This window comes from Paraburkholderia sp. BR13444 (genome assembly GCF_040948755.1).
Lineage (GTDB): Bacteria > Pseudomonadota > Gammaproteobacteria > Burkholderiales > Burkholderiaceae > Paraburkholderia > Paraburkholderia youngii.
Genome location: NZ_JBFPKM010000005.1, coordinates 1 through 25,673, shown reverse-complemented (window position 1 = coordinate 25,673; position 25,673 = coordinate 1). Strand labels below are relative to the sequence as shown.

Sequence of the window (25,673 nt, the reverse complement as noted above, 5' to 3'; positions counted from 1 at the left end):
TAGGTCTTATTTTGTATTGGGGAGCGTGACAGAGATGTCGCCTGCACGAACCACTGTGCCGGCGGATGTTTCAGTGATTGAGGAGTCGCCCGCCTGCACAACGGGCCGAGCGAGTCCGAAGCGCGCGAGCAGCGCCTGGTACTCGTTCGACGAGCGCAGCGGGCCAAGATAGTGATCGGCATCAAGTCGCGCTACGTCGCGCATGCCGTTGTTCAACGCACTTTCCAGTGCGACGAGTGCACCGATACGACTGTCCGACGCAGCTTTTGCATCGGCGGCGATCAGCCATGCGTCAGCATTGGTCGGGCTAGCTGCCGTCAGCTTGTCGGATAGCGCGGCGGCCAGCCCAAAATTCTTCTGATCGAGCGCAGATTGAACCTGACCGACAGTAACTGGCGCTTCGGCTTCGCTTCCCGGCTCGCTCTTGTTGGTGAACCTGCAAGCCGAAAGGAGTAGCAGAAAGACGAGCGCAAGCGGCGCAACGTGGAAGTTGCGAAACTGCATAGATTTGTTATCCCATTTTGGATACGTCGAGTTGCGGAGCCACCAATTGCTTTCTTACGCTGGTCTGGCAAGCTCCAACTTACATTGCAGATATGCATCGGACAAGGTTTCCCGCACTCGCCGATTGATTTTTTCCTTTTGACGGCCGACCAGTTCCCTTTGGAACGTGAATCCGCGCACCTTCTTATCTCTCACTCTTTGCTTTTCTGATTGTTATAGAAAATGCGACAGTTAGGTCATACCGGTTAAAGGGGACGGCATAACGGTCGTGGATGCGTTAACGACAAGCCAAACATTAACTTTAGAGGCGGATGATCTGTTTTTTCGCATGTTAGCTTATTGGTGCGGGTAGCGGCCTGTTGAACGAATCGATCGTAGCGGTAACCGGGGAAAATCGTGGTTTGCGCTAGTTACTAGCGCAACTTCTCATGTGTTCTTTGGCGACCCGCACAAGAATTAAATTCACTCGAAGAAAACGTTTGCGCTTTCTATACGTCGGTGGATCGTCCATACGTGCTCAGATTCTGACGTGCGAGCCAAGAATGACTTGCGCTTGAACATGCTTGCGACAAATCGCCCTTCCTGGCGAAACTAACTGCTTGTTGATCTTCGGTACTTTCGCAAGCGAATGTGGCGTGAACGGCCACTACACGACCGGGGCCTTGAACTGTAAGAGAGAAACAAGCTCATCTGCCTGTTTCTTGATGAGCCGCTTCCATTCGTGGCTTTACCTGCCGCATTGGAGTGCCACACCCTTTGCCGCCCCTGTTTAACTGGTTAGATTCAGTCCCCATTCATCGCACTAGATTTCCATCTCACGCAGCGCCGGGTACGATCTTTATCCGTCACCTCAGGCGAAGCACGGAGCGGTGGACACGGCCGGAAAACTTTGCCCAGTTATCCAACCACGTCAAATGAAAAAATCCACTCTCCTTGCGAGGGGCGGAGTTCAGGGCCTGCTGATCCCACCGTACCTGTGGAATCAGCAGGTGAACGCTAACCCAGCACACCGTGACCCGTCGTCGAACTGATAGCACCAATGGTACTGTTGTAGCCCACCAGCAAGTCGTATCGGCCGTGCCCAATCTAATCCCAATAGCTCTAGATTCCCTGATGTACGCGCACAGTGCGCACCTTGCCCAGATTTCGCGCGAACTGGACCGCGATGCCGTCCACCCAACGCTCGAATGCGAGTGCCAATAGCGCCGTGACAACCACTCCTACCCCACACGCTAGTGCGACGGCCACTCCATAGCCGAGCGGCGCGAACATCAGGAATATCGAGCAACTGACGGTGAATAGCACGGGAAAGTGCACCAGGTAGACGCTGAACGAAAGCTTCCCTAGCCGCAGGAACGGCCGGGACGAAAGCCAGCGTTGCAAACGAACCGATGTGAGTACGGCAAGATAAACGAAGAAGGCTCCGAGCTGGCTCTGGAAGTGAAACAGGTCGTCGCCACGGACGGCGAGCGGCGTAAGCCATTGACGAATGCCGTCGACCACGGGCCAGTCGCGAGCGCAGCCCAGTGCGACGCCGAGCGCCAGCGATGCTGCCGCCGCGAGCGATCGCCATATCGATTTATCGCGCTCACGCTGAGCGAAGTCCGCCAACAGGTGGCCCGCGACAAACAGCATCAGCGGATGGCTCCAGAAAAGGATTGGCGTCGCGATCAGCAACCCGCGATAAAGCTTGCGGCTCACGTGTTGAGTCGCCACGAGCGCCATCACGAGGAAAGACCCCCACAGCTCGCAGTGCAGCGTCCACAGCGGCGCGTTGAAAGAGCCAGCAATCGTATCGAGATGCGGTTCGAGTGACGGAAAGAGCGTGCTCCACTGATAGCCGGTGAAGAGTGATTCAACGGCGACTTCGCGCACGAAGTGACTCACCGAGAACGGGTCGGGGCCAATGGTCGCGAGCCACTTCGTCGAACCCGTGACGGCGCCTGCGGCGACGTGGCTGCCTGGGAGCAGTGAGAACAGGAGGCTCGCCAGCGCTGCCGCGATGAATACCGGCCCGATGAGGCGGGCGACGCGCCGCACGACTTGCCGGGGTATTTGCAGGGGCGCAGCCCGAAACGAATACGTCAACACTGTCCCGCTGAGCAGGAAGAACACATACACCGCCGAATAGCCGTCGAACAGCCAGAACAGCGGCGAAGGCCGGGCTATCCAGGCCTCCCAGCCAAAGTGAAACGGTGCGTCGCTCCGATCATTGGCGCCAGGGAAAAACGCAGTCAGATAATGCAGCAGGAAGACCTGGACTGTGGCTGCGCCCCGCAGACCTTCGAGCCAGGCGACCCGAGGGGCGGGCGAACGGTTTGCGGTCATGCGGGCCGGGCGAAGATGAACGAAAAGATACGTCCCATGTACGCCCGCTGCGGGGCGTGGCGCAGGCGCCAGATGATGCCGTCCATCACGAAGTGGGTCATGACAATCGACAGGTACACACCGAAAACAAACTCCCGAACGGGCTGACCGTTACGCGCCTGCATGACGATCATCAGCCCGCCAAGAGCCAGCGCCAGCACGATGAGCCGCGCCCAGCTGCTCAGCCGGCGCTCCTGACGGTCACCGATATAGCCCATGAAGACGAGATATTGCAGGCCGTGCGCCAGCGCGTACGAGAGGACGGCGTTGATCGGGTTGGTATAGAGGAAGCTTGGCAGGTAGAAGAGCGTGCCGAGCATGATGACCGTGATGCGGCGGGCTGCACCCTGCTGATGGCGAATGGAGAGCGCGACAGCCAGCGCGGTCACGATAGCGATAGCCTGCAGGCACGCGGCGGCAATCCAGATGACGTGCACTACCGACGGCTGCACGAGGTCGGTGCCGAGGTTGTAGAGCTTGAGCAGCGCGAGGATGGCGGCAATGACGGCCATCTGCATCGGCAGCCGTTCGCTGCTTCTTAGCGGTGGTTGCTGGCCGGCGCGCATCATGAAGCTCGAGACGCCGAAGTTCTGGCGCTGGTAGTGCCAGGTCTGCCAGATGAAGTAGAAGAGCAGCGCGGCGGCTTTCAGCGCCGGCGTGCCTTTCATGAAGATCATGCCATAGACGAGCGCCATGCACAGCGGCACGAGGATGGTTCGCGGCCAGTGCGCAAGCAGGATCGAGCGGCATTCCTTTTCCAGAAAGAAGTAGTAGCCTGCCGCGACGTGTGCGCCGCCGCCGGCAAATTCGATCAGTACCAAAAGCTCGGCGAGGGTGGTGACGCTCGGTGCGAGATTCAGAAGCGGTACTGCGACATAGGGCAAAGCGGAGGCCAGCATCAGCAGGACGATGAAATTCCGGAGTTGCATGGCGTGGACAAGTGTTCTTTTTGTTGCTTGGTCGTAGGCGTGGCCTGGCACCGTGGGCAAGACCGGAAAACTTCACCTACTTATCCAAGAAAACAAAAGCCCCACCCTTCTTTCGCAGGGCGGGGCGGGAGCTTCAAGACCACATCCACCTGCCGGTGAAACTTGCTCTGCAGAACCCGATGGCTGCAACGAGTCATACGCGAGTCAACCTCACTGGCATTACTTCGTGCCCTGCGGTGCACCGCGGGCACGAAGGCGGTAGATGCAGATTCGCTTTAGTGAAGCTGCAGGGTGCCAGCGCTGTTGAAGGACGCGTGGCTCAGGTCCACCAGGCCCGTCAACTTCACGACTACGTCCTGGCCGTTCGTGAACGATGTTGCGCCGGCAGCGTGGTTGACGCTCTCCACGACATAGGTGTCGCCGTTGAACTGGAACCAGCCAACGCTCGCGTTCGCGGTAGTAACACCGCCGGCAGCAATTACGGCGTTCGCGTAGTCTTGGAACACTGCCGTCGAACCGAGGGCAACCTTCGTCGAATTGAAGACTTCCGTACCGAGGCCAAACAGCTTGATGGTGTCACCAGCATGCGCGTCGGTAATCGTCGCGTACGTGTTGACGCTCGACGACGGCGTTTGAATCACGAACGTGTTGTTGCCACCACCGCCCGTCAGCGTGTCCAGACCCGCGTTCGCCGTCAGCGTATCGTTGCCGGCGCCGCCGATAAGGGTATCCGCCGTCGTGCCAGTGTGAGCCGTCAGAGCGTTTGCACCTGCGCCGCCCGTCACCGTTTCCGCAACCGTGCCAGCCGTCGTGTAGGTCAGGCCACCCGTCATCGTGTGTGCATCAACCGAGGTCACGGTCGTGTTCGCCGAGGTCAAGTTCAGGTTGGCGTTACCGCTCACCGTGATAGCCGTCACCGAGTCACCGACCAAGGTCAGCGAGTTGGTGTTCGTCCCAGCAGCGTGCGTTGCCGTCGTATCCGTCGAAACAAGATTAACCGTCTCGACCTTGTTGGCCGTCACCGAACCAGCAGCAATGCTTGCAGCATTCGACACGTTGATGTTGAACACATCATTGGTCGGCGTCGCGAACGCGGCGCTCGAGACAATATACGAACCGGTCGACGCCGAATTCAGCGTCAGCGAACCGCCGGACGTGAAACCGTCCATCGTCAGCGTGCCACCAGCAGCTTCGCCACCGGTAACGACCGCATTGAAGTTGCCCAGCGTGTCGACGTGCACCGTTTGCGCAGCCGCGCCGCCCGTCAGGTTCAGAACCTCGAAGTTCGTGACCTTCGTGGCGAACAACGACGAGCTCGACGCCGTGACCGCGTCACCAGCAGCCATCGACAGCGTGTTCGTACCTGCGCCGCCGTCAATGGTTGCAGCAACCGAAGTCGTACCCGCAGCCAGCGTCACCGTGTCGTTACCAGCGCCCAGGGAGATAGCCTTCGCCACCGCGCCCGAGATGGTGACGTCGTCGACGCCCGAACCGCCTTCGTACGTCGCCTTGCTTGCATCGATGCTCACGGTGTTATTACCCGACGTCGCCGAAGCGTTGAAGTCCGTCAGGTTTGCATCGAGGTGGACGTCAACCGTAACGCCTGCCGAACCGGAGACCGTCGCCGTCTTCAGCGCGGTGAACGTCGAGCCCGTCAGGTCGATTGCGTTGGTGCCACCAACAGTCAGGGTCTGGACAGCCGCGCCCGTCACATTCAACTTGGAGTCTGCACCGGCGGTCGTGATATTCAGAGCCGTGTACGTGCCAGCGGCGCCAGCAGCATCCAGGTTCAATGCGGAGCCAGCACCCAGCTTGTTCACTGTGAGGCCCAGGGTCTTGGCCGTATTGTCATATACCGAGACGGTCTGGCCGGTACTGTTGGCGAGCGACAGGGTCGAGAGCGCGTCCGACTTGATGGAGCCACTTGCGTAGCCACTTTCGCTCACGCTTGCAATCGTACCTGCAGTTGCCTTACCGTAGTTGACGTCCGTGATGTTCACTGCGCCGTTCGCGATGCCGCCAACACCCGTAACGCCAGTGACCGCCGTAAGGCCAGCTGCCGTCTGGGTTGCCGTCGCGGTTGCGGTGCCAGTTGCAGTGGCAACCACATCAACCGATGCCGTATCGGCCGTCGTTGCGGTGAACGTAACAACGCCCGCCGTGTTGGTGCCGCTCGTAAAGAGGCCCGAAAAAACGCCCGAATACGTACCCAGGTTGGAGCTGCCCTGCGTAGCACCAGCTGCCAGACCTGCGAATGCAGCCGCAGCCTGCGTCGCAGTCAGCGCGACGTTTGCCGTGAAAGTCAAACCGCCGACGGTAACCGTTTCGCCGGCCGCAATTGCGCTGAACGTAACGTTGTCGGTGAGATGGATCCCGGCAACAGCCGTTACAGCAGCGACCGGAGCGACTGCTGCAGTCTGGTTCACGGTTACCGAAGTGGTAGCGGCTGTACCGTTGACGGCAATCGTGCCAACCGTGGTCGTGGTGTTTGCCGTAGCTTGGGTTGCGTTAACCGTAATGGTGTCAACAGTGCCACCGGTAACCGTGATGTTGCCGCCGCTAAGAGCGCCAGTGCCGTTCAGGTTTTCGACAACTGTGACCGTGCCGGTCGGCGCATGCGCAGCCGGGCTGGCCGCAGCGGAATTGCCGATGGTAATCGTACCCGTGCCTGTGGTGGTCGTGGTCACGCTGACGTTGGCGCCATCGTCAATCTTAATAGCGGAGTTGCCTTGTGCCGTGTCGGTCACAGCGATGTCACCCGTCGCCTTGCTCAGGGTAGCGGCGCCCGCCGTATTCACGGTCTGGGTCGAACCACCGGTGATGGTAACGTCGCCTTGAGCGTTGACGGTAACAGCCGAATCGGTAGCCGTAACATTGACGGTGCCACCAGCCCCAGCCAGCGTGTCGATTACGTTCACAGCCGTACCGTTGCCGACGACAATCACGTCGGCGCCAGACGATTGCGTAACATTGAGCGTCTTCAAGCCCGAAATGCTTGCCGACGTCACATCAATGGTCGCGGCAGCTGCCGACGCCAGATTAATCGTTTGCACGCCCGAGATAGTGGCGCTCGTCGGCAGTGCGCTGCCGCCGGCGACGTCTTGGATATTCAGGACATTGCCCGTGCCGGTGCCAGCAATCTTGTCGAGCGCAGTCAGCGTCGACTGGTTCGTCGTGGCGGCGGGGGCGTTCAGGACAGCGTTAACGACATTGTTGTTGCCCGACAGCGTGATGACATCCGCGCCCGTAGTGAGCGTAACCGTCTGCCCAACAGCGCCCGCATTGATATTCGCCAGCGTCGTGTCCAGCTTCCCGACTGCAGTGCCTTCCGAAGCCGTGTCGATCACCGCTGCGACGGCTGCGCGAGCATTGTCCGAAGCGGTCTTGCCCGAGTAGGCGATTTGCGCCGACACCGATGCCGACAGAGCATTCGTGAATGCGTCAGCGTAGGCCAGCTTGGCATCCAGTTGAGCTTTGTCGGTGCCCGTCGCGCCGTAGAAGATGTTCAGCGCGACCGAAGCCAGCGTGAATTCGCCGCTGTTAATGCCGTGTTGATAGAAGTTCAGACCTTCGGCGTCAGGAGCACGGCCGAACAGCGTCTGATAGATCGCGGTGATTTGCGCTGCCATGTTCGAGCCACCGTACAGGGCGGTCGATTCAGTCGACGTACCGAACTCGTTGATGATCGAGCTCAGGTTGCCCCCGGCGTTGTCCAAACGCATTGCCCAGTATTCTTGACCTGCGGGGTCAGCCGGGCGGCCATAATAAGCCAGATACGCCTGTTGTACTTCTTCGTAATATTGTGCTGCAGCCATTTGATTCTTCTCCGATAGAGTACGAATATCAACACATGTGTGATACGTCATGAGCCGTTAGGGAGTCGACGCGTCAGATTCATTGGACTTGAATCACCCGACGGTTTTCCACAAAGCTACAACGCAGGGGGATTTTCAACGTCGGGTTGTTCGCGAATTGTGATGGCGCGCACAAAAGCGCAAATAGTTGGAGGCTCGGCGATAGAGTTGCCTTTTTTCTGCGCAACTCAGACCTGAGAAATAGGCAATTGATGCGGGAAAAAGCCTTTAAAGAAGCCTTGCAAAGAATACGAGCGCTGGGCGCGGTAACGCATGAGCGCTTGTTTCCCCTCTCCGGCTAGAACCGGCCTTGCCAAACGGAAGGAACGCCCAACACTGCGGGATGCGACACGCAAACGTTAAAATCAAGCACGACTCAAAGAAATCGCATCCCGCTGCCGTCAATTACCCACGAGGCCATAAGCGCCGAGTGAGAAGTGGTTCGACGTCAAATCAGGCTGATCCCTTTCTGCAGACTCCCCGACAGTGTCCGCGTCATTACCCACGGCAGAATCCGCTGCGCGCGCCTGTTCTTCGAGCAGGCGGCTGGCATTTGAATGCTGCAGCGTCAAGTTGAGCGCGTCGATCAATTCGCTTAACCGATCCTGTCGGAGCAGGAAATGCCGGGTGGTCGACGAGCCAACGTTGTCGTCCGACTCGCCCGCCACGTATAACGACAGGCTGATATGGCCTGAGGCCGCAGCCGGCTCGATGGTCCAGTCCACGATCCAGCGTCGCAGACCGAGTCTTTTGCCGCTTGTGGCCTTTCGCTTTGTGATTGAATCGGGCTTCATGATCTGTTTCGGTGAGATTGCGCGGCACTCGGCAATTGGTAATGCTGCCGGACCACGATGCCACCTAATTTAGTGCAGATGCCCAAACAAGATTGTGCGTGCCAGCACAATCCTTAAGTAAAAATAGGTAAAAACAACCGCCACGCCAATGCCACGCCCACACGTGATCGGGCGTGGCGCACGGTATCGATCAATGAACCCGAGCTGTCGGCACCACCGCATTGGCGAGCGGCGCCGCCTGGGCAGGTGGAACGAATGACTGCGCGATCTCCACCAGATCCTGCTCGGTCAATATCCCGGCAGCGTGTTTGAGTTGCAATTCTGCCAGCAGGAACTGATAACGTGCGTGCGCCAGATCGCGCTTGGCCGAATACAGCTGTTGCGTAGCCGTCAATACGTCGGCATTTGTGCGCACGCCCGCCTGAACGCTTTTGCGGGTCGCCACGATCTGCAGCATCGCGGATTCGACGGCGCTTTTGAGGGAGTCGATGCGCGTCATGCTGCTCACGCACTGGTTGTATTGTTTGCGCAGGTCGAGCAACACCTTGTCGGTCTTGTCTTGCAATTCGAATTGCGCACGTTCGTAATTAGCCTGCTCCTGTTGGGTCGAAGCGCGCACGAGTCCACCGGAATACAGCGGTATCGTGACTTCAACACCGACCGATTTGGTCAGATAGCGCGCACCGATCGCATTGGTCTGGGTCGACTGATTCTGGCCAACGCTCGCCACCAGATCCACGCGCGGATAAAAGCCCGCCTGCACGATCTTCATCTTTTGCTGCGCGGCTTCAACTGAGTGTCGGCCAGCGATCAACTGCGCGTTGTTTTCCAACGCAATATCGTGCCAATGATCGAAACTGAGCGGCTCGGGCAGCACCGGTTGAAAGTCGTCCTTCAGACGGTCAAGACCCGCGACATCGAGCGACGCCGGCAAACCGGTCAGCGCTTCGAGCGCATGCGCAGCGTTATCCAGGCTATCGCGGGCGTCGGCGACATCGGCCTCTGCCAGCGCGGCTTTCGATTTCGTTTCGAGGATATCCGTGCGGGTCCCCTCGCCGTTTTTGAACATCGCCTGATTGCCGGCGTACTGTTCATCGAACGCGCTTTTCTGCGCGAGCGCGAGCGACAACTGATCTTCCGCGAAGACCGTATCCGTATAGGCAGTTAGCACGCGCACTAGCAAATCCTGCCGGCTATCGTCGAACGTCGCGTCCCCGGCGAGCGCGATTGCCTTGCCGTAACGATAGCGCGCAATGCCTTCGAAGTTGATCAGTGGCTGACGCAGCGAAACGCCTTCGGAATAGGCACCGTAGACCTGATGTGTGGAATAGTCCCCATACGGCGTACCCATGTTCTTCGTACCGGTTATGTCGCGGTATCGCGCGTAATTCGCCGAGACGTTGGGCAACAGATACGAGCGGCCAATCCCGACATTAGCGTCATCGGCTTCCTTCTGCTTCGCCGCGCCCGCGAGAATCGGGTCATGGCCCAGCGCGGCTTCGTACGCATCGACGAGGCCGAGCGCAAGCGCTGGACGCGGCGCGATTATTGCGGCGCCAACCGACATCGCCAGCAACAACGTACGCAGGCGTGGAACGGCCTGCGCCGTGCCGGTAGAACGGGCGTTGGACGACCGAAGTGAAAAAACGCGCTGCACTTCAGTCCTCCGTGAATGCAGTGTGTGCGCGATCGAAGATCGGCTTGAGCAGATAGCTCAGCATCGAACGCTGACCTGCATTGATGAATATCTCGACCGGCATGCCCGGCTTGATATCCAGCTTGCGCAACTGTTTCATGCCCTGCTCGGTCACTTTGGCGCGCACCCGGTAGTAAGGGGCACCGGTGTGTTCGTCCACGAGGCGGTCGGCGGACACAAAGGTCAGCGTGCCGGACACTCTCGGAGTGGTGTTCTGGTTGAACGCGGTGAACATCATGTCGACCGGCATTCCCGTGCGAACCTTGTCGACCAGGTTCACCTCGAGGTGCCCTTCCGCTTCCAGCGGTTCGCCAGTCGGCACCACATCCATCAGCTTCGCGCCGGGGCCGATCGTGCCGCCTTCGGTGAAGACGCTCATCCCGACGACGGTGCCGTCAACCGGGGAACGGACCTCGCTGTTGGCAAGGTTGAATTCGCTTTCGTCCAGCCGGCTACGCAATGCCTCGGTGTCACGCTGCACGTCGCTCAACTGCGTGCGCACCTCTTTCATATAGTCTTCCTGCGCTTGTGCGATACGCAGACGCGCCTCGGCCGACTGGCTCGCCAATTCCCCGGCGGTGCCCGCCTGGCGCGCGATCTCGCCGTTCAGCACGGCTTCCTGACGTTGGAGGTCCTTCAGCTTGCTGCGCGGCACATATCCTTCGATCGCCAGCTCACGAACGCCGGTCAACTGGTCCTGCAGCGCCTGGTGCTCGAGCAGCCGTTGAGCATGCGCGTCGTTTTCGCCAGCCAGCTGCGCCTGGTATCCGGCGATGCTCTCCTGCAGCGCGCCAATCGACGCCTTCAGTGCCAGCCGGCGTGCGCTCAGCAGTTGCTCCTGCAGCTGCACGTCGGCCTCGGCCTCCTGGTCGTGTGCGGCGACACCATCCGTCAACTCACACGGGAAGGCGATGGTCTTCGCATTGGTCGCCTCCGCGACGAGGCGCGCCTTGGTGGCGAGCTCGGTCAGGTACTGCGAGCGGATGGTCGCGTTCTGCGAGCGCGTCTGCACGTCGTTCATCCTGACGAGCACTTGCCCGGCCTTCACCTGATCGCCATCCTGAACGAGGATGTCGCGAATGATGCCGCCGGTCGGGTGCTGGATCGTCTTGCGATTGCCGGCCACCACCACCGTTCCCTGAACCTCTGTGCCCTTGCTGAGGGGCGCGAATGCGGCCCACAGCAACGAGCCTACGATGCCGACCAGTACGACGGTCCAGCCAATCTTGACGTAGCGCGATTCATCGACATTGACGACCGGCGGCAATCCGGTGCCGAGCACCTCGATGGCAGGCGCCGCCGCTTTCTTGCTTGTGGAATTAACCATGGAAAATCTGCGGGTCAGACTGTGGCATCCGCATCCGCTGTTTGAGCGTCGGATGGCTGATGAGGGTTGGACGAAGCCGGGTTTGAGGCGGCCGATTGAGCCGTCGCGGCAGGTTGAGCCGTGGCGGTCGTTTTTGCAGCAGCCGATTGCGCAGCCGCCGTATTCGCGGGCGCATTCTGCAACGCCGCCAGCACATGCGCGGTGGGCCCGTACATCCTGAGCTGGCCTTCGACGAGCAGCAGCAGCTTGGTCGTAGCGGCAATGATGCTGGTCCGATGCGTAATCAGCACGACGGTCTTGCCGGCTGCGTGCAAGCGCTCGATCGCCAGCTTGAGCGCCGCCTCGCCGGTCTCGTCGAGGTTCGAATTCGGTTCGTCCAGCACGATGAACGACGGATTGCCATACAGCGCACGCGCCAGACCGATGCGTTGCTTCTGGCCACCGGAGAGCCCGGCGCCGCGATCGCCAACCAAGGTGTCATAGCCTTGCGGCAGACGCAGAATCATCTCGTGAACCCCGGCGAGCTTCGCCGCCTCGATGACCTTCTCCGATTCGATCTGCCCAAAGCGGGCGATGTTTTCCGCGATCGATCCGCCGAACAGTTCGATGTCTTGCGGCAGGTAGCCGATGTGCGGTCCGAGCTGGTCCTTGTCCCACTGATAGATGTCCGCGCCGTCCAAGCGCACGGTGCCGACCGCGGCAGGCCACACGCCGACCATCAGCCGTGCGAGGGTCGACTTCCCGGACGCGCTGGGTCCGATCACGCCGACCACATCGCCGGCATCGATCGTGAATGACAGGCCTTGCACCACCGGCACACGGATTCCCGGCGGCGCTGCGCTCACGCCTTCGAGCGTCAGCCGTCCGGTCGGCGGCGGCAGCGTCATGCCGATACGGCGCACCGGATTGTTCTTGAGTAGTTCAACGAGGCGGTCATACGCACTGCGAGCGCCGCTCCACTGACGCCAGACCGAAATCACCATTTCCAGAGGACCCAATACGCGGCCCATCAGGATCGAACCCGCGATCATCATGCCCGGAGAAATCTTGCCGTCGATAGCGAGCAGCGCGCCGATCCCCAGTACGAGGGACTGCAATGAGAGCCTGAAGAACTTCGTGACATTGCCGACCAGCGCCGCTTTCTCACTCGCTTCAGCCTGGCGCGAGAGAAAGCCCGCATTCAGGACTGACCAGCGCGCCATCAGGTTGGGCAGCATGCCCATCGCCTCGATGACCTCGGCATTGCGCAGATTAGCGGTGGCGAGTGTGGTCGAGCGGATCGACAAGCTAGTCGCCTCCGACAGCGGACGACGTGAAACACGTTCGTTGGCGATTGCCAGTGCTATCAGGATCGCCGAGCCCGCCAATGCAAACACGCCGAGCCAGACGTTGAAGATGAAGATAACCGCCAGATAAATCGGGAACCACGGCGCATCAAAGAATGCGAACAGCGCATTGCCGGTCACGAATTGCCGGATCGTGGTCAGGTCATTGAGAGACTGCCCCGCATTGACGCCCTGCTGTTTGAGATTCGTTTCAAACGCAGCGGTATATACGCGGCTGTTCAGGTGCATGTCCAGCTTGCCGCCGATGCGGATCACGATAAAGCTGCGCACATATTCGAGCACGCTCGAGAACCCGTACATGCCGAGCATCATCAGCGTCAGCATCGCCAACGTGACGCCATTGCGGCTTGGCAGCACGCGGTCATATACCTGCAGCATGTAAATGGACGGCACGAGCATCAACAGATTGATGAGCATGCTAAATGCGCCTAGCGTGCGAAACACGCGGCGGTAGCCTAACAACGCCTGAATGATTTCATTCGACGGCACTCTGACTTTACTGGTCATCTTTGCTCGTTACGCCGGTCTCGCAACGCCTCTCGATTCACTTCTAGTGTGGTCATTCTTTGGCCGACACCCCGTGCGCCGGTCCGTTCTGAAGGCGCTCATTCTGCTCGATCAATTGCGCGTGAAATGTGACGGCCGTCACATCTATTCGCGAAAACAAACCCGATACTTGCGCTGCTCCCAGAACCCTTATTGCAGACAGTACCTTGCTCGACAACAACTATTCCGACGCTCAGCTCGACATCGCAATGGGTGGGCGCGCTTTACTCACGCCGCTTACGGGTATTGGCCAGTACGCGTCAAATCTGGCTCGCGAATTCGTCCATCGGGGACATAGCGTGCGGTTCTTTTACGGCACGCATTGGTCTTCGTCGCATGAGAACGGCACGACAGCGCCCGCCGCGGGAGATGCACGAGCAACGAAGTCGTGGCGCACCATCGCGGCAGCCGGTGCCAAACGTTTTGCGCGCAAGTATTTGCCCTCCGCATACCGTTTCATGCCACACGTCGAGCAGTATCGTTTCGATTCGGGCATCCGGCGGCGGCGTGCTCCGCAGGTCTATCACGATCCGAACTTCATTCCGTTCCGCTTTCGCGGGCCGACAGTGATCACCGCTCACGATGTCTCGTGGGTACGTTATCCGGAGTACCACCCTGCCCAACGTCTCGCGCTATTGCGGGCGAACTTTCCGCGCGCGCTCGAACGCGCGGATCGGGTCATCGTGGTATCGGAGTTCGTTCGGCAAGAATTGCAGGCCTGCTTTCCAGTCGCGCCCGAGAAGATCAAGGTCGTGTATAACGGCGTCTCGACGCGTTTCCAGCCGCATTCCTCCGAAGCGACCAGTAAAGTACTGAGCCGCCACGGTCTCGCACATGGCCAGTACTTCGCGGCCGTGGGCACGCTGGAGCCACGCAAGAATCTGCACACCGCGCTGGCCGCGCATGCGCGCCTGCCGGCCGCGGTCCGGCGCCAGTTCCCGCTCGTGCTGATCGGCATAGAAGGATGGCTGACGGACGCGTTGCACCGCGCACTTGAACCGGGTCTGCGTGAAGGCTCCGTGCGCAAGCTCGGCTATGTGTCCGACGACGACATTCCGCTGCTGACCGCGGGCGCGCTCGCGATCGTCTATGTATCCGTCTATGAAGGGTTCGGGTTACCCATCATCGAAGGCATGGCGGCTGGCGTGCCGGTATTGTGTTCGACGGCCGACGCGCTTCGGGAAGTGGCAGGTGATGCCGGCATCATGCGCGAGCCGACCGATGTCGAAGGATTTACCGAAGCGATGCAGGCGCTGATCGACGATCGCGCGTTGCGTGAGCGGTTGATCACGGCCGGCACCGCCCGTGCGCAATCGTTCAGTTGGCGGCGCACTGCCGAGGAAACGCTCGCCGTCTACCGGCAGGTCGTCGCCTGACGAAGCCGGTTCCGACGGGCGCCGTCATCCACCTCGAATCCGTTTCATGCATACATTAAGAACAAGCCTCGCGCATGTCCTGCTGCTGTCGCGTCAGGATCTCATCGACCGGCATCGGGAAAATACGCTGGGTGCCGCCTGGCTGCTGATTCAGCCGCTGACCTTCGTGGTGCTGTTCAGCACGGTGTTTTCCCAATTCATGCGCACGCGCATCGGCGCGGATGCCGATCCCTATCTGTACACCGTCTATCTGATCGGCGGCCTGCTCACGTGGAACCTGTTCGCGAACCTGCTGAACCGGCTCACCCCCGTCTATAGCTCGAAGGCGCATCTGATCCGCAAGATAAGCGTCGATCTGTGGGTGATGCCCATGCATATCGTGCTCGCCGAGTGGGCGGTATATGCGATCACGATGGCGTTCTTCGCGATGTTCCTGCTCGTCATCGGTCATCCGATCGGCGTGCAATGGCTGATGCTGCCGGTCATCGCGCTGCTTCTAAGCGCATTCGCGTACGGCATTGGCATCGTCCTCGGTACGCTCGACGTGTTCATTCCCGACATCAAGAACGTGCTGAACGTGGTGCTGCAATTCGGCTTCTGGCTCACGCCGGTCGTCTACCTCGCTTCGATCCTGCCACCGTGGGCCGCGAAGGGGTTGCACTTCAGTCCGATCTTCTGGGCCATCGACTCGGTGCACGCGATCATCGTCTGGCATCAATACCCGCAGCCGAAAGAACTGCTCGCACTGTTCGGCGCCGCGGTGCTCAGCCTGCTCGCGGGGCGCCTTCTATTGACCCGTCTGCAATCTGAACTGAGGGATACGTTGTGACGACACACGCGCAGAACGGTCCACCAGTTCTGGAGATCGAACGGCTCTCGAAGCGCTTCAAGATCTACAACCGCACCGCTGACCGCCTGATAGAAAGCTTTTCCCGCAAGCCGCGGCATCGTGTGCATGCAGCACTGCGGGACGTTTCGTTCTCGCTGGGACAGGGCGAGGCGATCGGCGTGCTCGGCCAGAACGGCGCGGGCAAATCGACCTTGCTAAAGCTCGTGAGTGGCGTGCTGTTGCCCGATGCCGGGTCGATCGTGCGGCGGGGGCGAATCGCGGGTCTGCTAGAACTCGGCACCGGCTTCGACGGCAAGCTGTCGGGTCGCGAGAACATCGCGGTGAATGCGCGGCTGATCGGCATGACGAGCGAAGAGATCGAACAACGTTTCGACGCGATCGTCGCCTTTTCCGAACTGGCTGAGTTCATCGACGCGCCGCTGCGTACCTATTCGTCCGGGATGATCATGCGGCTCGGCTTCTCGGTAGCGATTCATGCGGACCCGGTGTGCTTCATCGTCGACGAAGCGCTCGCGGTCGGCGACGCGCGCTTTCAACAGAAGTGTCTGAAGCGCATTCGCGAATTTCGCGACGCTGGTGGCTCGATCCTGTATGTGTCGCACGACATCAACTCCGTGAAGCTGCTATGCGATCGAGCCATCCTGCTTTCGGGCGGCGAAGTCGTCTACGACGGTTTGCCGGAAGAAGCCGCGCAGATCTATTACCGGCTGATTGCGGGCATCGATAGCGACGCGCCGCAAGCCAACCAGTCGACGCCGGAATCATACGGTGCGTTGCGCACCCGCGTGCGCAACGTGGTGCTGTCAGGTCACTTCGGACCGGCCATGCGATTTGCGTCCGGCGAAGAAGTGACGATCGACCTCGAATGCGAGTCTGACCAGGATGTCCAGCTATCAGTCGGCATTCTGATTCGCGATCGTTTTGGCCAGGACGTGTTCGGCACCAATACCGCGTTGTTGCGCAAGCAGGCGCACTTCTCCGCCGGCAATAGCGTTTGTTGCCGCTTTTCGCTGCCGCTGAATTTCGCGCCTGGCAAATATACGGTCACGGTCGCCCTGCATTCGGACGACACCCACGTGCACGATTGCCAGCACTGGTGGGACGCCGCCGCGACTTTCGAAATCGCCGGCTTTCAGCATGTGCCCTTCTCCGGACTGTGCTACGTGCCGGCGCAATTTGCTCAATACCCTGTACGGGAATTGGAACAACCCACGTTACGAGAATCATGACCAACGCAGTACTTCAAGATCTGATTGCGCGTGTCAAGGCGGAAGCAGCTGCCCATGCCGGCCCGAGCGACACAACTGCAACGGCTGCGCTGGGGCATGCCGTATCGCCCGCCGGAGCCGGACTGGATGTCGCCGGCCTTTGCGCTCCCGCATCGATCGAACAGCTGATCATTGCCGAGGACGAGGTTTTCGTCGATGGCGCCTATCGGCTCGTGTTACGCCGCGAGTCCGATCCAGCGGGCCGAGCCAATTACGTCGGTCAACTGAAGAAGGGCGCCAGCCGGCTCGTGCTGCTGGCGAAGCTGCGCATGTCGGAAGAAGGGAGGCGCACTGGCGTGCAGGTGCCGGGACTCCGGCTCGCCATTGGCGTGACGCTCGCGCAGAAGGTGCTGCGCCATGCGGGACTCAGCGCGCTGGCGTCACGAGCCGGGCGATACGCCGACGGCGTCTATGCGCGGCGCCTGCTCTCCCGTTCACTGGTCGCGTGGCGAGGCCGCTTCGAAAACACCGTCGGCGCGGTCATGCGCCAGGCTGCGCAGTCCGAAAAGCTATCTGCTCAGTCCGAAGAACTATCGCGACGCGTGCACGATCTGCAGGAACAGCTTCGAAAAGACCACACAGTGGCGCCGGAAATCATCGACGCCTATTACCTTGCATTCGAAGATGCGAATCGCGGCACGCGTGAGAGCGTGCGCGCGAAGCTGGCGATCTACGACGACTGGCTCGCGACGAATGTGCCGCGCGCGGTCAGACTCACGCATCAGATCGTGGATATCGGCTGCGGTCGGGGCGAATGGCTCTCGTATGTGCGCGAGCGAGGCCACGAAGCAACTGGTGTCGACGTCAACCCGGTCATGGTCAAAGCCTGCGTTGCCCAAGGCTTCGATGCCCGCAATACGGACGCGCTGAAGTACCTGCGCAGCTTGCCGACAGGCTCGGTCGCCGCAGTCACCGGTTTTCATGTCATCGAGCATCTGCCATTCGACTATCTGTTCGCGCTCGTGCAGGAAAGCTACCGGGTGCTGGTGGAAGGCGGTTCGGTCCTGTTCGAAACGCCGAACCCGGAGAACATACTGGTTGGCAGTCACACCTTCTATCACGACTTCACGCACCGCAACCCGATAACGCCGAGCGCGATTACGTTCCTGCTGAAGTATCACCACTTCAAAGAGATTGACATCATTCGCAGCAGCCCATACCCGGAAGAAGCGAAGGTGCCGGGCAACGATCCGCTAACCGAGCGCGTCAACGGCCATCTCTGCGGCCCGCAGGACTTCGCGGTGTATGGACGCAAACGGACCGCAGCAGGAGCGCCGGCGTGAAGATTCTGGTGACCGCGAACATGGTGCCATTCATGCATGGGGGCGCCTCGTATCACATTGCCGGCGTAGTCCGTGAGTTGCAGCGGGCGGGACATGAGGTGGAGCTGCTGCGTCTGCCGTTTCGCTTTTCGCCGGAAAAGGACATCGCGCGAGCGATGGAACACGCGCAGTCGCTCGACTTCATCCGTCCGAACGGCGTCACGATCGACCAGGTGATCAGCCTGCAATTTCCGGGCTACGGAATCAGCCACCCGGATCACCGGGTGTGGGTCATGCACCAGCATCGCGCGGTCTATGAACTGTACGATGCCGCGCAGGCAACCGCTGAACTCAAGCAGCTGCGCGCTCAGGTGATCGCGTTCGACAACGCCGCGCTCTCGCGCGCGAACCTGGTGTTCGCGAATTCGCGGCGTGTCGCCGAACGCTTGCGCGACTTCAACCGGATCGAAGCGACGCCGCTCTATCATCCGCCCGCAGACGCGGAGTCGTTCCGCTGCGAACAGGCTTTGCCGTATGTATTTTTTCCGAGTCGCCTGGAAACGCTGAAGCGGCAATCGTTGCTGATCGAAGCGGCGCGTCATATGCACTCGCCGCTGAAGATCCTGCTGGCAGGCGACGGCGGTCAGCGCGAGGTGCTTGCGCGGCTTATTGAACAACATGACGTGGGTAGCCGCGTCGCGCTGATCGGACATGTGACCGAGGCCGAAAAGCGCGCCTTTTACGCACGCGCGCTGGCCGTGGTGTTTCCGGCTTTCGATGAAGACTACGGATACATCACACTCGAAGCAATGCTGTCGTCGAAACCCGTGATTACCTGCACCGACTCCGGCGGACCGCTGGAGTTCGTTCGCGACGGCGAAACGGGCTGGATCGAGCCACCCGACGCCAAGGCGCTCGCCCAGCGCCTCGACTGGCTCGCGCAACATCCGCGCAAGGCAGCCGACGCCGGCGTACGCGGCCTCGAAGCCTACCGGGCGGCGAACATTTCGTGGCGCGGCGTGATCGAGCAGCTTACCCAACCTCTCTAACCTGATCTCCCATGAGAATTGCGATTGTCGCGCCGAGCCCGGTCCCCTTTGTGATTGGCGGCGCTGAGAACCTGTGGTGGGGCTTGCTCGACGCGCTGAACGCACGGCCGGGAATCGTGGCGGAACTGATGAAACTGCCCACCCGCGAAGGCAACATGGGCGAACTGCTGGCCAGCTATCGGCAGTTCTTGCGACTGGATCTCGATCACTTCGACATGGTGATCAGCACCAAGTACCCCGCTTGGGCGATTCGACATCGCAATCACGTCGTCTATCTCCAGCACACGCTGCGCGGCCTGTACGACTGCTACCCATCGGCTATGCCGACGCAGTTCGAACCCGACGCACTGCTCGCGCTCGGCATGCCGGCGCGTATCGTGGACGCGCTCGTCAAGCGCGATGCGGCGAACCTCGAACTCGACGAACTGCTCGACGCGCTCGACGCAGCGTGGCAGCGCGCGCCGCAAGCGGCTTGCTGGGCGTTTCCAGGGCCCGTCACGCGTGCGGTGATACGCCTGCTCGACGCGATCGCGCTGCGGCCTGACAAGATCGTTCACTATGCCGCGATTTCGCAGGTGGTCGCGGCGCGGGAAGGCTATTTCCCCGCCGGCGTGAAGGTCGCGGTCCATCATCATCCGACCGGTCTGAAGGGGCTCGCGCCTGGCCCGCAGGAAGCCATCTTCAGCGCCAGCCGTCTGGACCCGGCCAAGCGTATCGATCTGATCATCGAGGCTTACCGGCAGAGCAAGGTCGAGGTGCCACTGCATATTGCGGGCAGCGGACCCGATGAAGCGCGCTTGCGCGCGGCCGCCGCTGGCCATCGCGGCATTCGTTTTCTCGGACGCGTTACCGATGTTCAGCTCGCGCAGGAGTATGCGCGCGCAGTCTGCGTGCCGTTCGTGCCGCGTGACGAAGACTATGGGCTTATCACGCTCGAAGCGATGCTGGCCTCGAAGCCGGTCATCACCACTACGGATTCGGGCGGTCCGCTCGAACTGATCGAGCATCAGCGCTCGGGACTGGTCGTCGAACCGGATGCGGCTGCGCTCGCCGGCGCGTTGCGGCGGGTTTGCGGCGATCTTGCCGAAGCGCGGAATATGGGACTGGCCGGGCGCGAGAGCGTTGAGCATCTGAGTTGGACCACGCTGTGCGATGCGCTGCTCGCTGCCGGCCGACAAGTGGCTTCCGACAGCCAGGCAGCCGACGCAACAGTCGCCGCCCCGGCGATCGTCACCAGGCGGACGAAGCCGGTGCTTGGCGTGCTCAATACCTATCCGATCACCCCGGTGATCAGTGGCGGCAAGCTGCGCCTGCATGGGCTGTACAAACGGGTCGCCGAACACTTCGACGTGCAGTTCGTCAATCTGGCGCCAGTGGGTATGCGAGGTACGCGCAATCTCGCGGATGGCTTTACCGAGGAACTGGTGCCGAAGTCACAGGAATTCACTGAGGCCGAGTATCAGCTCGAACGCTCGCTGGGCGCTTCCGCTGAAGATATCGCGGCCGCCATGCATCCAACCACGGCCCCCGAATGGCTAGACGCGATCGACGCACTCGCGCGACGCGCCGACCTGATCGTGTGCTCTCATCCGTACGCAATGCCCGCATTGCGCGAAGTCACGTCCAAACCCTTCGTCTACGAAGCGCACAATGTCGAAGCCGATCTGAAGGCCGACATTTACGGCCCACATCAATGGGCCGTCGATCAGGTCCTCGCGCTGGAGCGCCGTGCCGTACTCGACGCGGCGCTCGTCACCGCGTGCTCGGAGCGGGATCGCGAACGCATGGGCGAACTCTACGGGACGGCAGACGATGCCGCGAAGATGATCGTCGTTCCGAACGGCATCGACGTTGCGGCGACGCGGTTGCGGGCGGGCGCGCAGATAGAGCGCCGCCGCGCGGCGCTGCGTGTCGCGCATCCGCTGGCCCTCTTCATGGGCAGCGCGCACGGCCCGAACATCGATGCCGCGCGCTTGATCGTCGAAGCAGCCACGCGCTTGCCTTCGGTCCACTTCGTGTTGCTGGGTTCGGTATGCCACTCGGCCCAGACCTGGGAGCTGCCGTCCAACGTCGGTCTCGTGGATGTGGTCAGCGATGCAGAAAAGGCTACGTGGCTTGAAATCAGCGACCTGGGCCTGAACCCGGTAGTTTCCGGCTCAGGGACCAACCTGAAATTGCTCGAATACGCTGCTGTGGGTCTGCCGGTGGTGAGTACCGAATTTGGGGCGCGCGGCCTCGGTTATCGCGCCGGCCACGAATACCTTTGCGCAGAAGCCAACGACTTCGCCGATGGCATTGAAGCGATGTTGCAATTGACGCAGGCGGAGCGTGATGCGATGACGCGCAATGCGCGCCGCCGTGTTGAAGCAGAGGGAGATTGGACCGCGATCGCCGCGGCCTACTCGAAGTCGCTCGCGCAGGTGCTGGCGTAGAAGGGGATGGGAAAGGCGTATCCGCGGCCAGCGGTACGCCCTACAACAGATAGTGGCTCAGCGGCAGCAAGCCATCGAATTGGCCCACCACCGTGACCTCGACTGCGGCGGCCTCGTTCGTTGCATGGGTCGATGCATGGGTCGATGCGGCATGCGTGAACTCGCGCAGCAGATTGTCGACCGAGTCATACGACTGATGCTGGAACCCTTGCCATTCCAGACACACGGATTGGTCCTGGCTAGTTGCGGTATTCGACTCAGAAATTATGATCGGACTTTTCATTGCGCGAACCTGGCGGTGAAGTAGATCTATTCTAGCGATTAGCGCGGCAATTGTCGCGTTAGTACTTCCACGACAGACCGAGCGAGCCGCTGTACACGGAGTACGCAAAGAGCGAAATCGAATTGGAGATCCGCCCTGCCGATGCCTGGGCATATACCGACCAGCCGCGCACCATTGGAAACGTGTAGCGCAGCGATGCCGCGCGTAGGGTCTGGTGCCGACCCAGCGTGCCGAAGAATACTGGGTCATACGCATCCGCGTCGATTAGCGTTCGCTGCTGCAAGACTGCTTCGAGTTGGCCATGACGGGCCATGTCGTAATCGGCCGACAGCCAGGCCGAATAACCGTGCTGCGATCCGCCGGGCCGTCCGTTCAACGGCTTGTCCCATGCCGGACCGACGAATAGTTGCACCGAGGCGCGCTCGCCGATGCGAGCCTGGAACGCCGCACGCACTTCGACATACACCGAGTCATAGAGCGAGTTGCCGGGATAGGCGGAATCCAGCACCGTCAGATCGAGGCCGCCGCGCGCGAGCATCGACCGCCATGCCGACGGCGGCAGCCAGAAATTCGCGTGCCAGCCGATATCGCGCTGATAGACGCGCGTGCCGAGCCACAGCATGTCTGCGGTGAGCTGGTTATAAAGCTCGCCACGCATCACACTAGTCCTGTCGGCCAGACCGATCGTCGCGGAGCGCTGGTCGAAGCTGTGCTGACTGCGGTACTGACGATTGGTTAGTCCAGCGAGCAGTGTCAGACCCGGCACGGACGAGATCGGCAACTCGCCCTGCACCGCCGATTCAATGTACTGGTCACCGTGCGCAAGGCTTTCGGGTGCGAGGGTCAGCGAATTGACTGGCGCACTGGGCGCGAAAGTCACGACGGGATTCGACGGTCCAAAATTCGCGTTCGAAGTGACGCCCGCTCCGACGCTCGCGATCAACTGCGGCCGCGGGCCACTCGGTGTGCACGCGCTCGCGCGATAGAAGACGATCAGCTTCTCGATGGCGGGTGGCACGTCGTATTTTGCTTCGATACGCGCGAGCGTTTCTTGCGAGCGGGTGCGCTCCCCCAACTGGCAATACAGAATCGCCGCATCGAGTAGCGCGCCTGCCTGGCGGGGGTCACGCCGTACCACTTCATTCAGCAGCAATAGCGCGCGCTGGCGATCTCCGTCACTGATCGCAACCTCGGCCTGCGCTTGCAGATCTTCATCGATGGTCTGATCGAAGAGACTTTCCGGGTTCTGCGCCATTGCGTGAGATACCAGTGCGCTTGTCACTACGATGCCGAGCGCACGCAGCGCCAGTCCGACGATTGCGCGCCATGAACCACGCGACGGCAGCGCGTGAATGCGCCGCTCAATGAATCGCATGGGTATCGCCTTCGTGCATCGTATAAAGCCATTCGGCGGTGTCGCGCCCACGCAGTGCCACCTGAGAGCAGGTCTTCAGACGATGACGTTCGCTCTGCCGCGCAGTTTCGTGGCCGATCAGCAATGTGGTTTCGAGCGTCTTCGCATACTCCTGGAGCCGCGACGCCACGTTGACCGTGTCGCCAATCGCGGTGTAGGACTTACGCGAACTGGAGCCGATTTCACCGACCACCGCGGGTCCGCTATTCACGCCGATGCGAACGCGAATCGTCCTACCGTCGAACACAGGAAGCCCACTGTGATTGAGCGCCGCCAACTCGCGCAACATCGCGCTCGCACAATCGAGTGCGCGATCCGCATGGTCGGGCTGCGCGAGCGGCGCGCCCCAGAATGCCATTAGGGCGTCGCCCATGTATTTATCCAGCGTTCCTTCCGTGTCGTGCACGCAGCCTGTCAGACGCGTCAGCACGACTTCCGTCATCGCGAGCAGATGCTCGGGTGGCATCTGCTCGGCGAGCCGCGTGTAGCCTTCGATATCGACGAACAACACAGATATCTGGCGACGCTCCGGCCTGAAGGTCGCGTGTCCCCGCTCGCGGATGATTTCGCGCAGCACCGTCGGCGGCAAATAGTGGCTGAAGCGGCGCTCGAACGATCGCATCGCCGCCTGTGAGTAAATCCACTCGACGGGCGCCTGCACCAGCAGGAACACCGCCGCGGGAACCAGCGGCAGTGCGGCCAGTTGCATGGGCACACTGCGTGTCGAAGCCAGCAGGCCAAGCCACAATGACGTGGTCACGACGATCAACACCAGTGCAATCGTCGCGCGTTGCTGGCGGAACAGCACTGCGAAGATCACGATCGAGCACGCCGCCCAGACGATCGGTAGCCAGGCCGCCTGCGCTTGCGTATCGTCGTGCGAGCCCAGATCGAGCAGTTCGCCAAGCAGTTCGGCATGAACGATGACCGCCGGCAACCATGGTTCGATCGGCGATGCGACGTGATCCGTGAGCCCGAGCGCCGACGAGCCGACCAGCACATAACGGTGCGCCAGCAGGGAAGATGGCACCCTTTGCGTGAGCACATCGAAAGCGGATACCACGTCGAGCGATTGAAGCGAATGCCGGAACGGCACATGCATCAGGCCTTGCGAGTCAATCGGCAGGCTGGCGAGCGATGCGAGCGGCAAGGTGCTCGCATTGCGGCAATGGATCAACTGCCATGCGAGCATCGGATAGACGGCGTTTGAGTACTGGATCACCGGGGCGACGGAACGGACCACCCCGTCCACACTGGCGTGCGGTGTCACATGCCCGACGCAGACCTGTGGATCGCTAAAGAAATTGCCGACGAATCCCGACGCCACCGGCGCATGGGCGACGTGTGTGCCTGCCGGCAGCGCGCCGCCGACATGCCCCGCATGAGGCGCCCCCTCTCCCCCCGATAGTGCGAATGCCTGCGCGAACACGAGCGGATACTGATGCGCGACGTCGAGCAGTGCGCGATCGCCGTCGTCCGGTCCCGCTTCGGGAAACATGATGTCGAGGCCGACCGCTTTCGCGTGATAACGCGTGAAGAGCGTCTGCGCGAGCCGCGCCATCACGGCGCGTGGCCACGGCCACGGCCCGATCGCATCGAGCGATCGCTCGTCGATGTCGACGAGAGCGATGCGCGAGTCCGGTGCGGCCGTGATCAATTGCTTCTGCTGCCAGTCGTCGAGCGCGTAGCCGAGCCGGCGATATGGTTCAGGCGACCATGCTCCGGTCGCCAGCAAACAGCCTAGCAGTGAGATCAGGACGAATATCGTGAGGCGAATTTGGTCCAGCGTGCCAAGGCCTACTACCGGGACCACTGGGTCGCTCCATAGGCCGTACTGCTCCCGTCGAGAGACTGTTGGAATAGATAGCCCGCCTGCGTGGCATTCTTGCCTGCGAGCACACCTCTGACGAGCGCCCGCGAAACGCCGAATTCGCTGACGAGCTTGCCGTCCGGAGTCACGCTGCCGCTTCCCGAAATCGCATAGCTCGTGCTGTTTGCGCTGAGGCTCATGCTCGTCTGAAAGGCATGCGTGCCGAAGTCGATCGACAGTAGCGGACTGCTGATCTGCGCCTCTGTCGCCGCGCCCGTCGTTGCATTGACCACGAACGCTTGCGCCGCCTGAAGCCCGAACTTGAAGAGGCCGGAGGTGGGCATCACCATCTCCGTCTGCGGCGCGCGGGTCATCGCGAAAGGTCCCGTACCCGGCAGGGGAACCTGTTCGCTGCCTTGCTGCACCAGCGCCGTCAACGTCGTGTCCGCGCCGTACGAACCCAGCGACTTATAGCGTCCCCAGAAGATCTGCGCCTCGGGCTCTGGGACGACGACCGGTACGGCTGGTGCTGCCGGTGTCACCGGATCAGCGGCGGGGGCGGGGGC

General features: G+C 61.1%; 17 protein-coding genes and 1 pseudogene. 6 read left to right on the top strand and 12 right to left on the bottom strand.

Features of this window, described 5'->3' with window-relative positions; translation table 11 throughout:
* Positions 1–6: 6 nt before the first annotated feature.
* The 8 genes from AB3X95_RS15875 to AB3X95_RS15840 form a co-directional block, all read right to left on the bottom strand.
* Entirely contained in the window at positions 7–504 is a 498-nt protein-coding gene (locus tag AB3X95_RS15875) for a hypothetical protein (RefSeq protein ID WP_368621853.1), read from the bottom strand.
* Between the two features lie 1,101 nt (positions 505–1,605).
* Entirely contained in the window at positions 1,606–2,832 is a 1,227-nt protein-coding gene (locus AB3X95_RS15870; protein WP_368621852.1) for an acyltransferase family protein, read from the bottom strand.
* Positions 2,829–3,800, bottom strand: a complete 972-nt coding sequence (locus AB3X95_RS15865; RefSeq protein ID WP_368621851.1) for a hypothetical protein — start codon at positions 3,798–3,800, stop codon at positions 2,829–2,831. The genes AB3X95_RS15870 and AB3X95_RS15865 overlap by 4 nt, the downstream gene beginning before the upstream one ends.
* Positions 3,801–4,075: 275 nt before the next feature.
* Complete coding sequence (locus tag AB3X95_RS15860; protein WP_368621850.1) at positions 4,076–7,615, bottom strand: DUF4214 domain-containing protein; 3,540 nt, start codon at positions 7,613–7,615, stop codon at positions 4,076–4,078.
* Positions 7,616–8,055: 440 nt separating this feature from the next.
* Complete coding sequence (locus AB3X95_RS15855; protein WP_368621849.1) at positions 8,056–8,448, bottom strand: hypothetical protein; 393 nt, start codon at positions 8,446–8,448, stop codon at positions 8,056–8,058.
* 190 nt (positions 8,449–8,638) lie between these two features.
* Entirely contained in the window at positions 8,639–10,105 is a 1,467-nt protein-coding gene (locus tag AB3X95_RS15850; protein ID WP_368621848.1) for a TolC family outer membrane protein, read from the bottom strand.
* Position 10,106: 1 nt separating this feature from the next.
* On the bottom strand, positions 10,107–11,411 hold the full coding sequence (locus AB3X95_RS15845; RefSeq protein WP_368621847.1) for an HlyD family type I secretion periplasmic adaptor subunit: 1,305 nt from the start codon (positions 11,409–11,411) through the stop codon (positions 10,107–10,109).
* Positions 11,412–11,485: 74 nt separating this feature from the next.
* Positions 11,486–13,324 (bottom strand): type I secretion system permease/ATPase, encoded by a 1,839-nt coding sequence (locus AB3X95_RS15840; RefSeq protein ID WP_176368455.1) that lies wholly within the window; start codon positions 13,322–13,324, stop codon positions 11,486–11,488.
* Between the two features lie 248 nt (positions 13,325–13,572).
* Here AB3X95_RS15840 and AB3X95_RS15835 point away from each other — a divergent pair, with 248 nt between their 5' ends.
* Genes AB3X95_RS15835 through AB3X95_RS15810 form a run of 6 tightly spaced genes read left to right on the top strand, consistent with a single transcriptional unit; the run spans position 13,573 to position 21,600 of the window.
* On the top strand, positions 13,573–14,739 hold the full coding sequence (locus AB3X95_RS15835) for a glycosyltransferase family 4 protein (RefSeq protein ID WP_368622109.1): 1,167 nt from the start codon (positions 13,573–13,575) through the stop codon (positions 14,737–14,739).
* A 46-nt stretch (positions 14,740–14,785) separates the two neighbouring features.
* Positions 14,786–15,568 carry an ABC transporter permease gene (locus AB3X95_RS15830; protein ID WP_368621846.1) on the top strand — a complete coding sequence of 261 codons (783 nt, stop codon included), beginning with the start codon at positions 14,786–14,788 and terminating at the stop codon, positions 15,566–15,568.
* Entirely contained in the window at positions 15,565–16,818 is a 1,254-nt protein-coding gene (locus AB3X95_RS15825; protein WP_368621845.1) for an ABC transporter ATP-binding protein, read from the top strand. The genes AB3X95_RS15830 and AB3X95_RS15825 overlap by 4 nt, the downstream gene beginning before the upstream one ends.
* Positions 16,815–18,140: a methyltransferase domain-containing protein gene (locus AB3X95_RS15820; RefSeq protein WP_368621844.1), complete on the top strand. Its 1,326-nt coding sequence runs from the start codon at positions 16,815–16,817 to the stop codon at positions 18,138–18,140. Before AB3X95_RS15825 ends, AB3X95_RS15820 begins: the two co-directional genes overlap by 4 nt.
* Positions 18,137–19,168: a glycosyltransferase family 4 protein gene (locus tag AB3X95_RS15815; protein WP_368621843.1), complete on the top strand. Its 1,032-nt coding sequence runs from the start codon at positions 18,137–18,139 to the stop codon at positions 19,166–19,168. The genes AB3X95_RS15820 and AB3X95_RS15815 overlap by 4 nt, the downstream gene beginning before the upstream one ends.
* Positions 19,169–19,179: 11 nt before the next feature.
* Positions 19,180–21,600 carry a glycosyltransferase family 4 protein gene (locus AB3X95_RS15810; RefSeq protein ID WP_368621842.1) on the top strand — a complete coding sequence of 807 codons (2,421 nt, stop codon included), beginning with the start codon at positions 19,180–19,182 and terminating at the stop codon, positions 21,598–21,600.
* 40 nt (positions 21,601–21,640) lie between these two features.
* On the opposite strand, the gene AB3X95_RS15805 is transcribed toward AB3X95_RS15810, so the two are convergent.
* The 4 genes and pseudogenes from AB3X95_RS15805 to AB3X95_RS15790 form a co-directional block, all read right to left on the bottom strand.
* Complete coding sequence (locus AB3X95_RS15805) at positions 21,641–21,826, bottom strand: hypothetical protein (RefSeq protein ID WP_176368505.1); 186 nt, start codon at positions 21,824–21,826, stop codon at positions 21,641–21,643.
* A 115-nt stretch (positions 21,827–21,941) separates the two neighbouring features.
* Complete coding sequence (locus AB3X95_RS15800; RefSeq protein WP_368621841.1) at positions 21,942–23,258, bottom strand: tetratricopeptide repeat protein; 1,317 nt, start codon at positions 23,256–23,258, stop codon at positions 21,942–21,944.
* Positions 23,245–25,110, bottom strand: coding sequence for a CHASE2 domain-containing protein (locus tag AB3X95_RS15795; protein WP_368621840.1), 1,866 nt, complete (start codon positions 25,108–25,110; stop codon positions 23,245–23,247). The genes AB3X95_RS15800 and AB3X95_RS15795 overlap by 14 nt, the downstream gene beginning before the upstream one ends.
* Positions 25,098–25,673: pseudogene (locus AB3X95_RS15790) on the bottom strand (hypothetical protein); the annotation flags it as partial. The pseudogene AB3X95_RS15790 and the gene AB3X95_RS15795, both read right to left, overlap by 13 nt.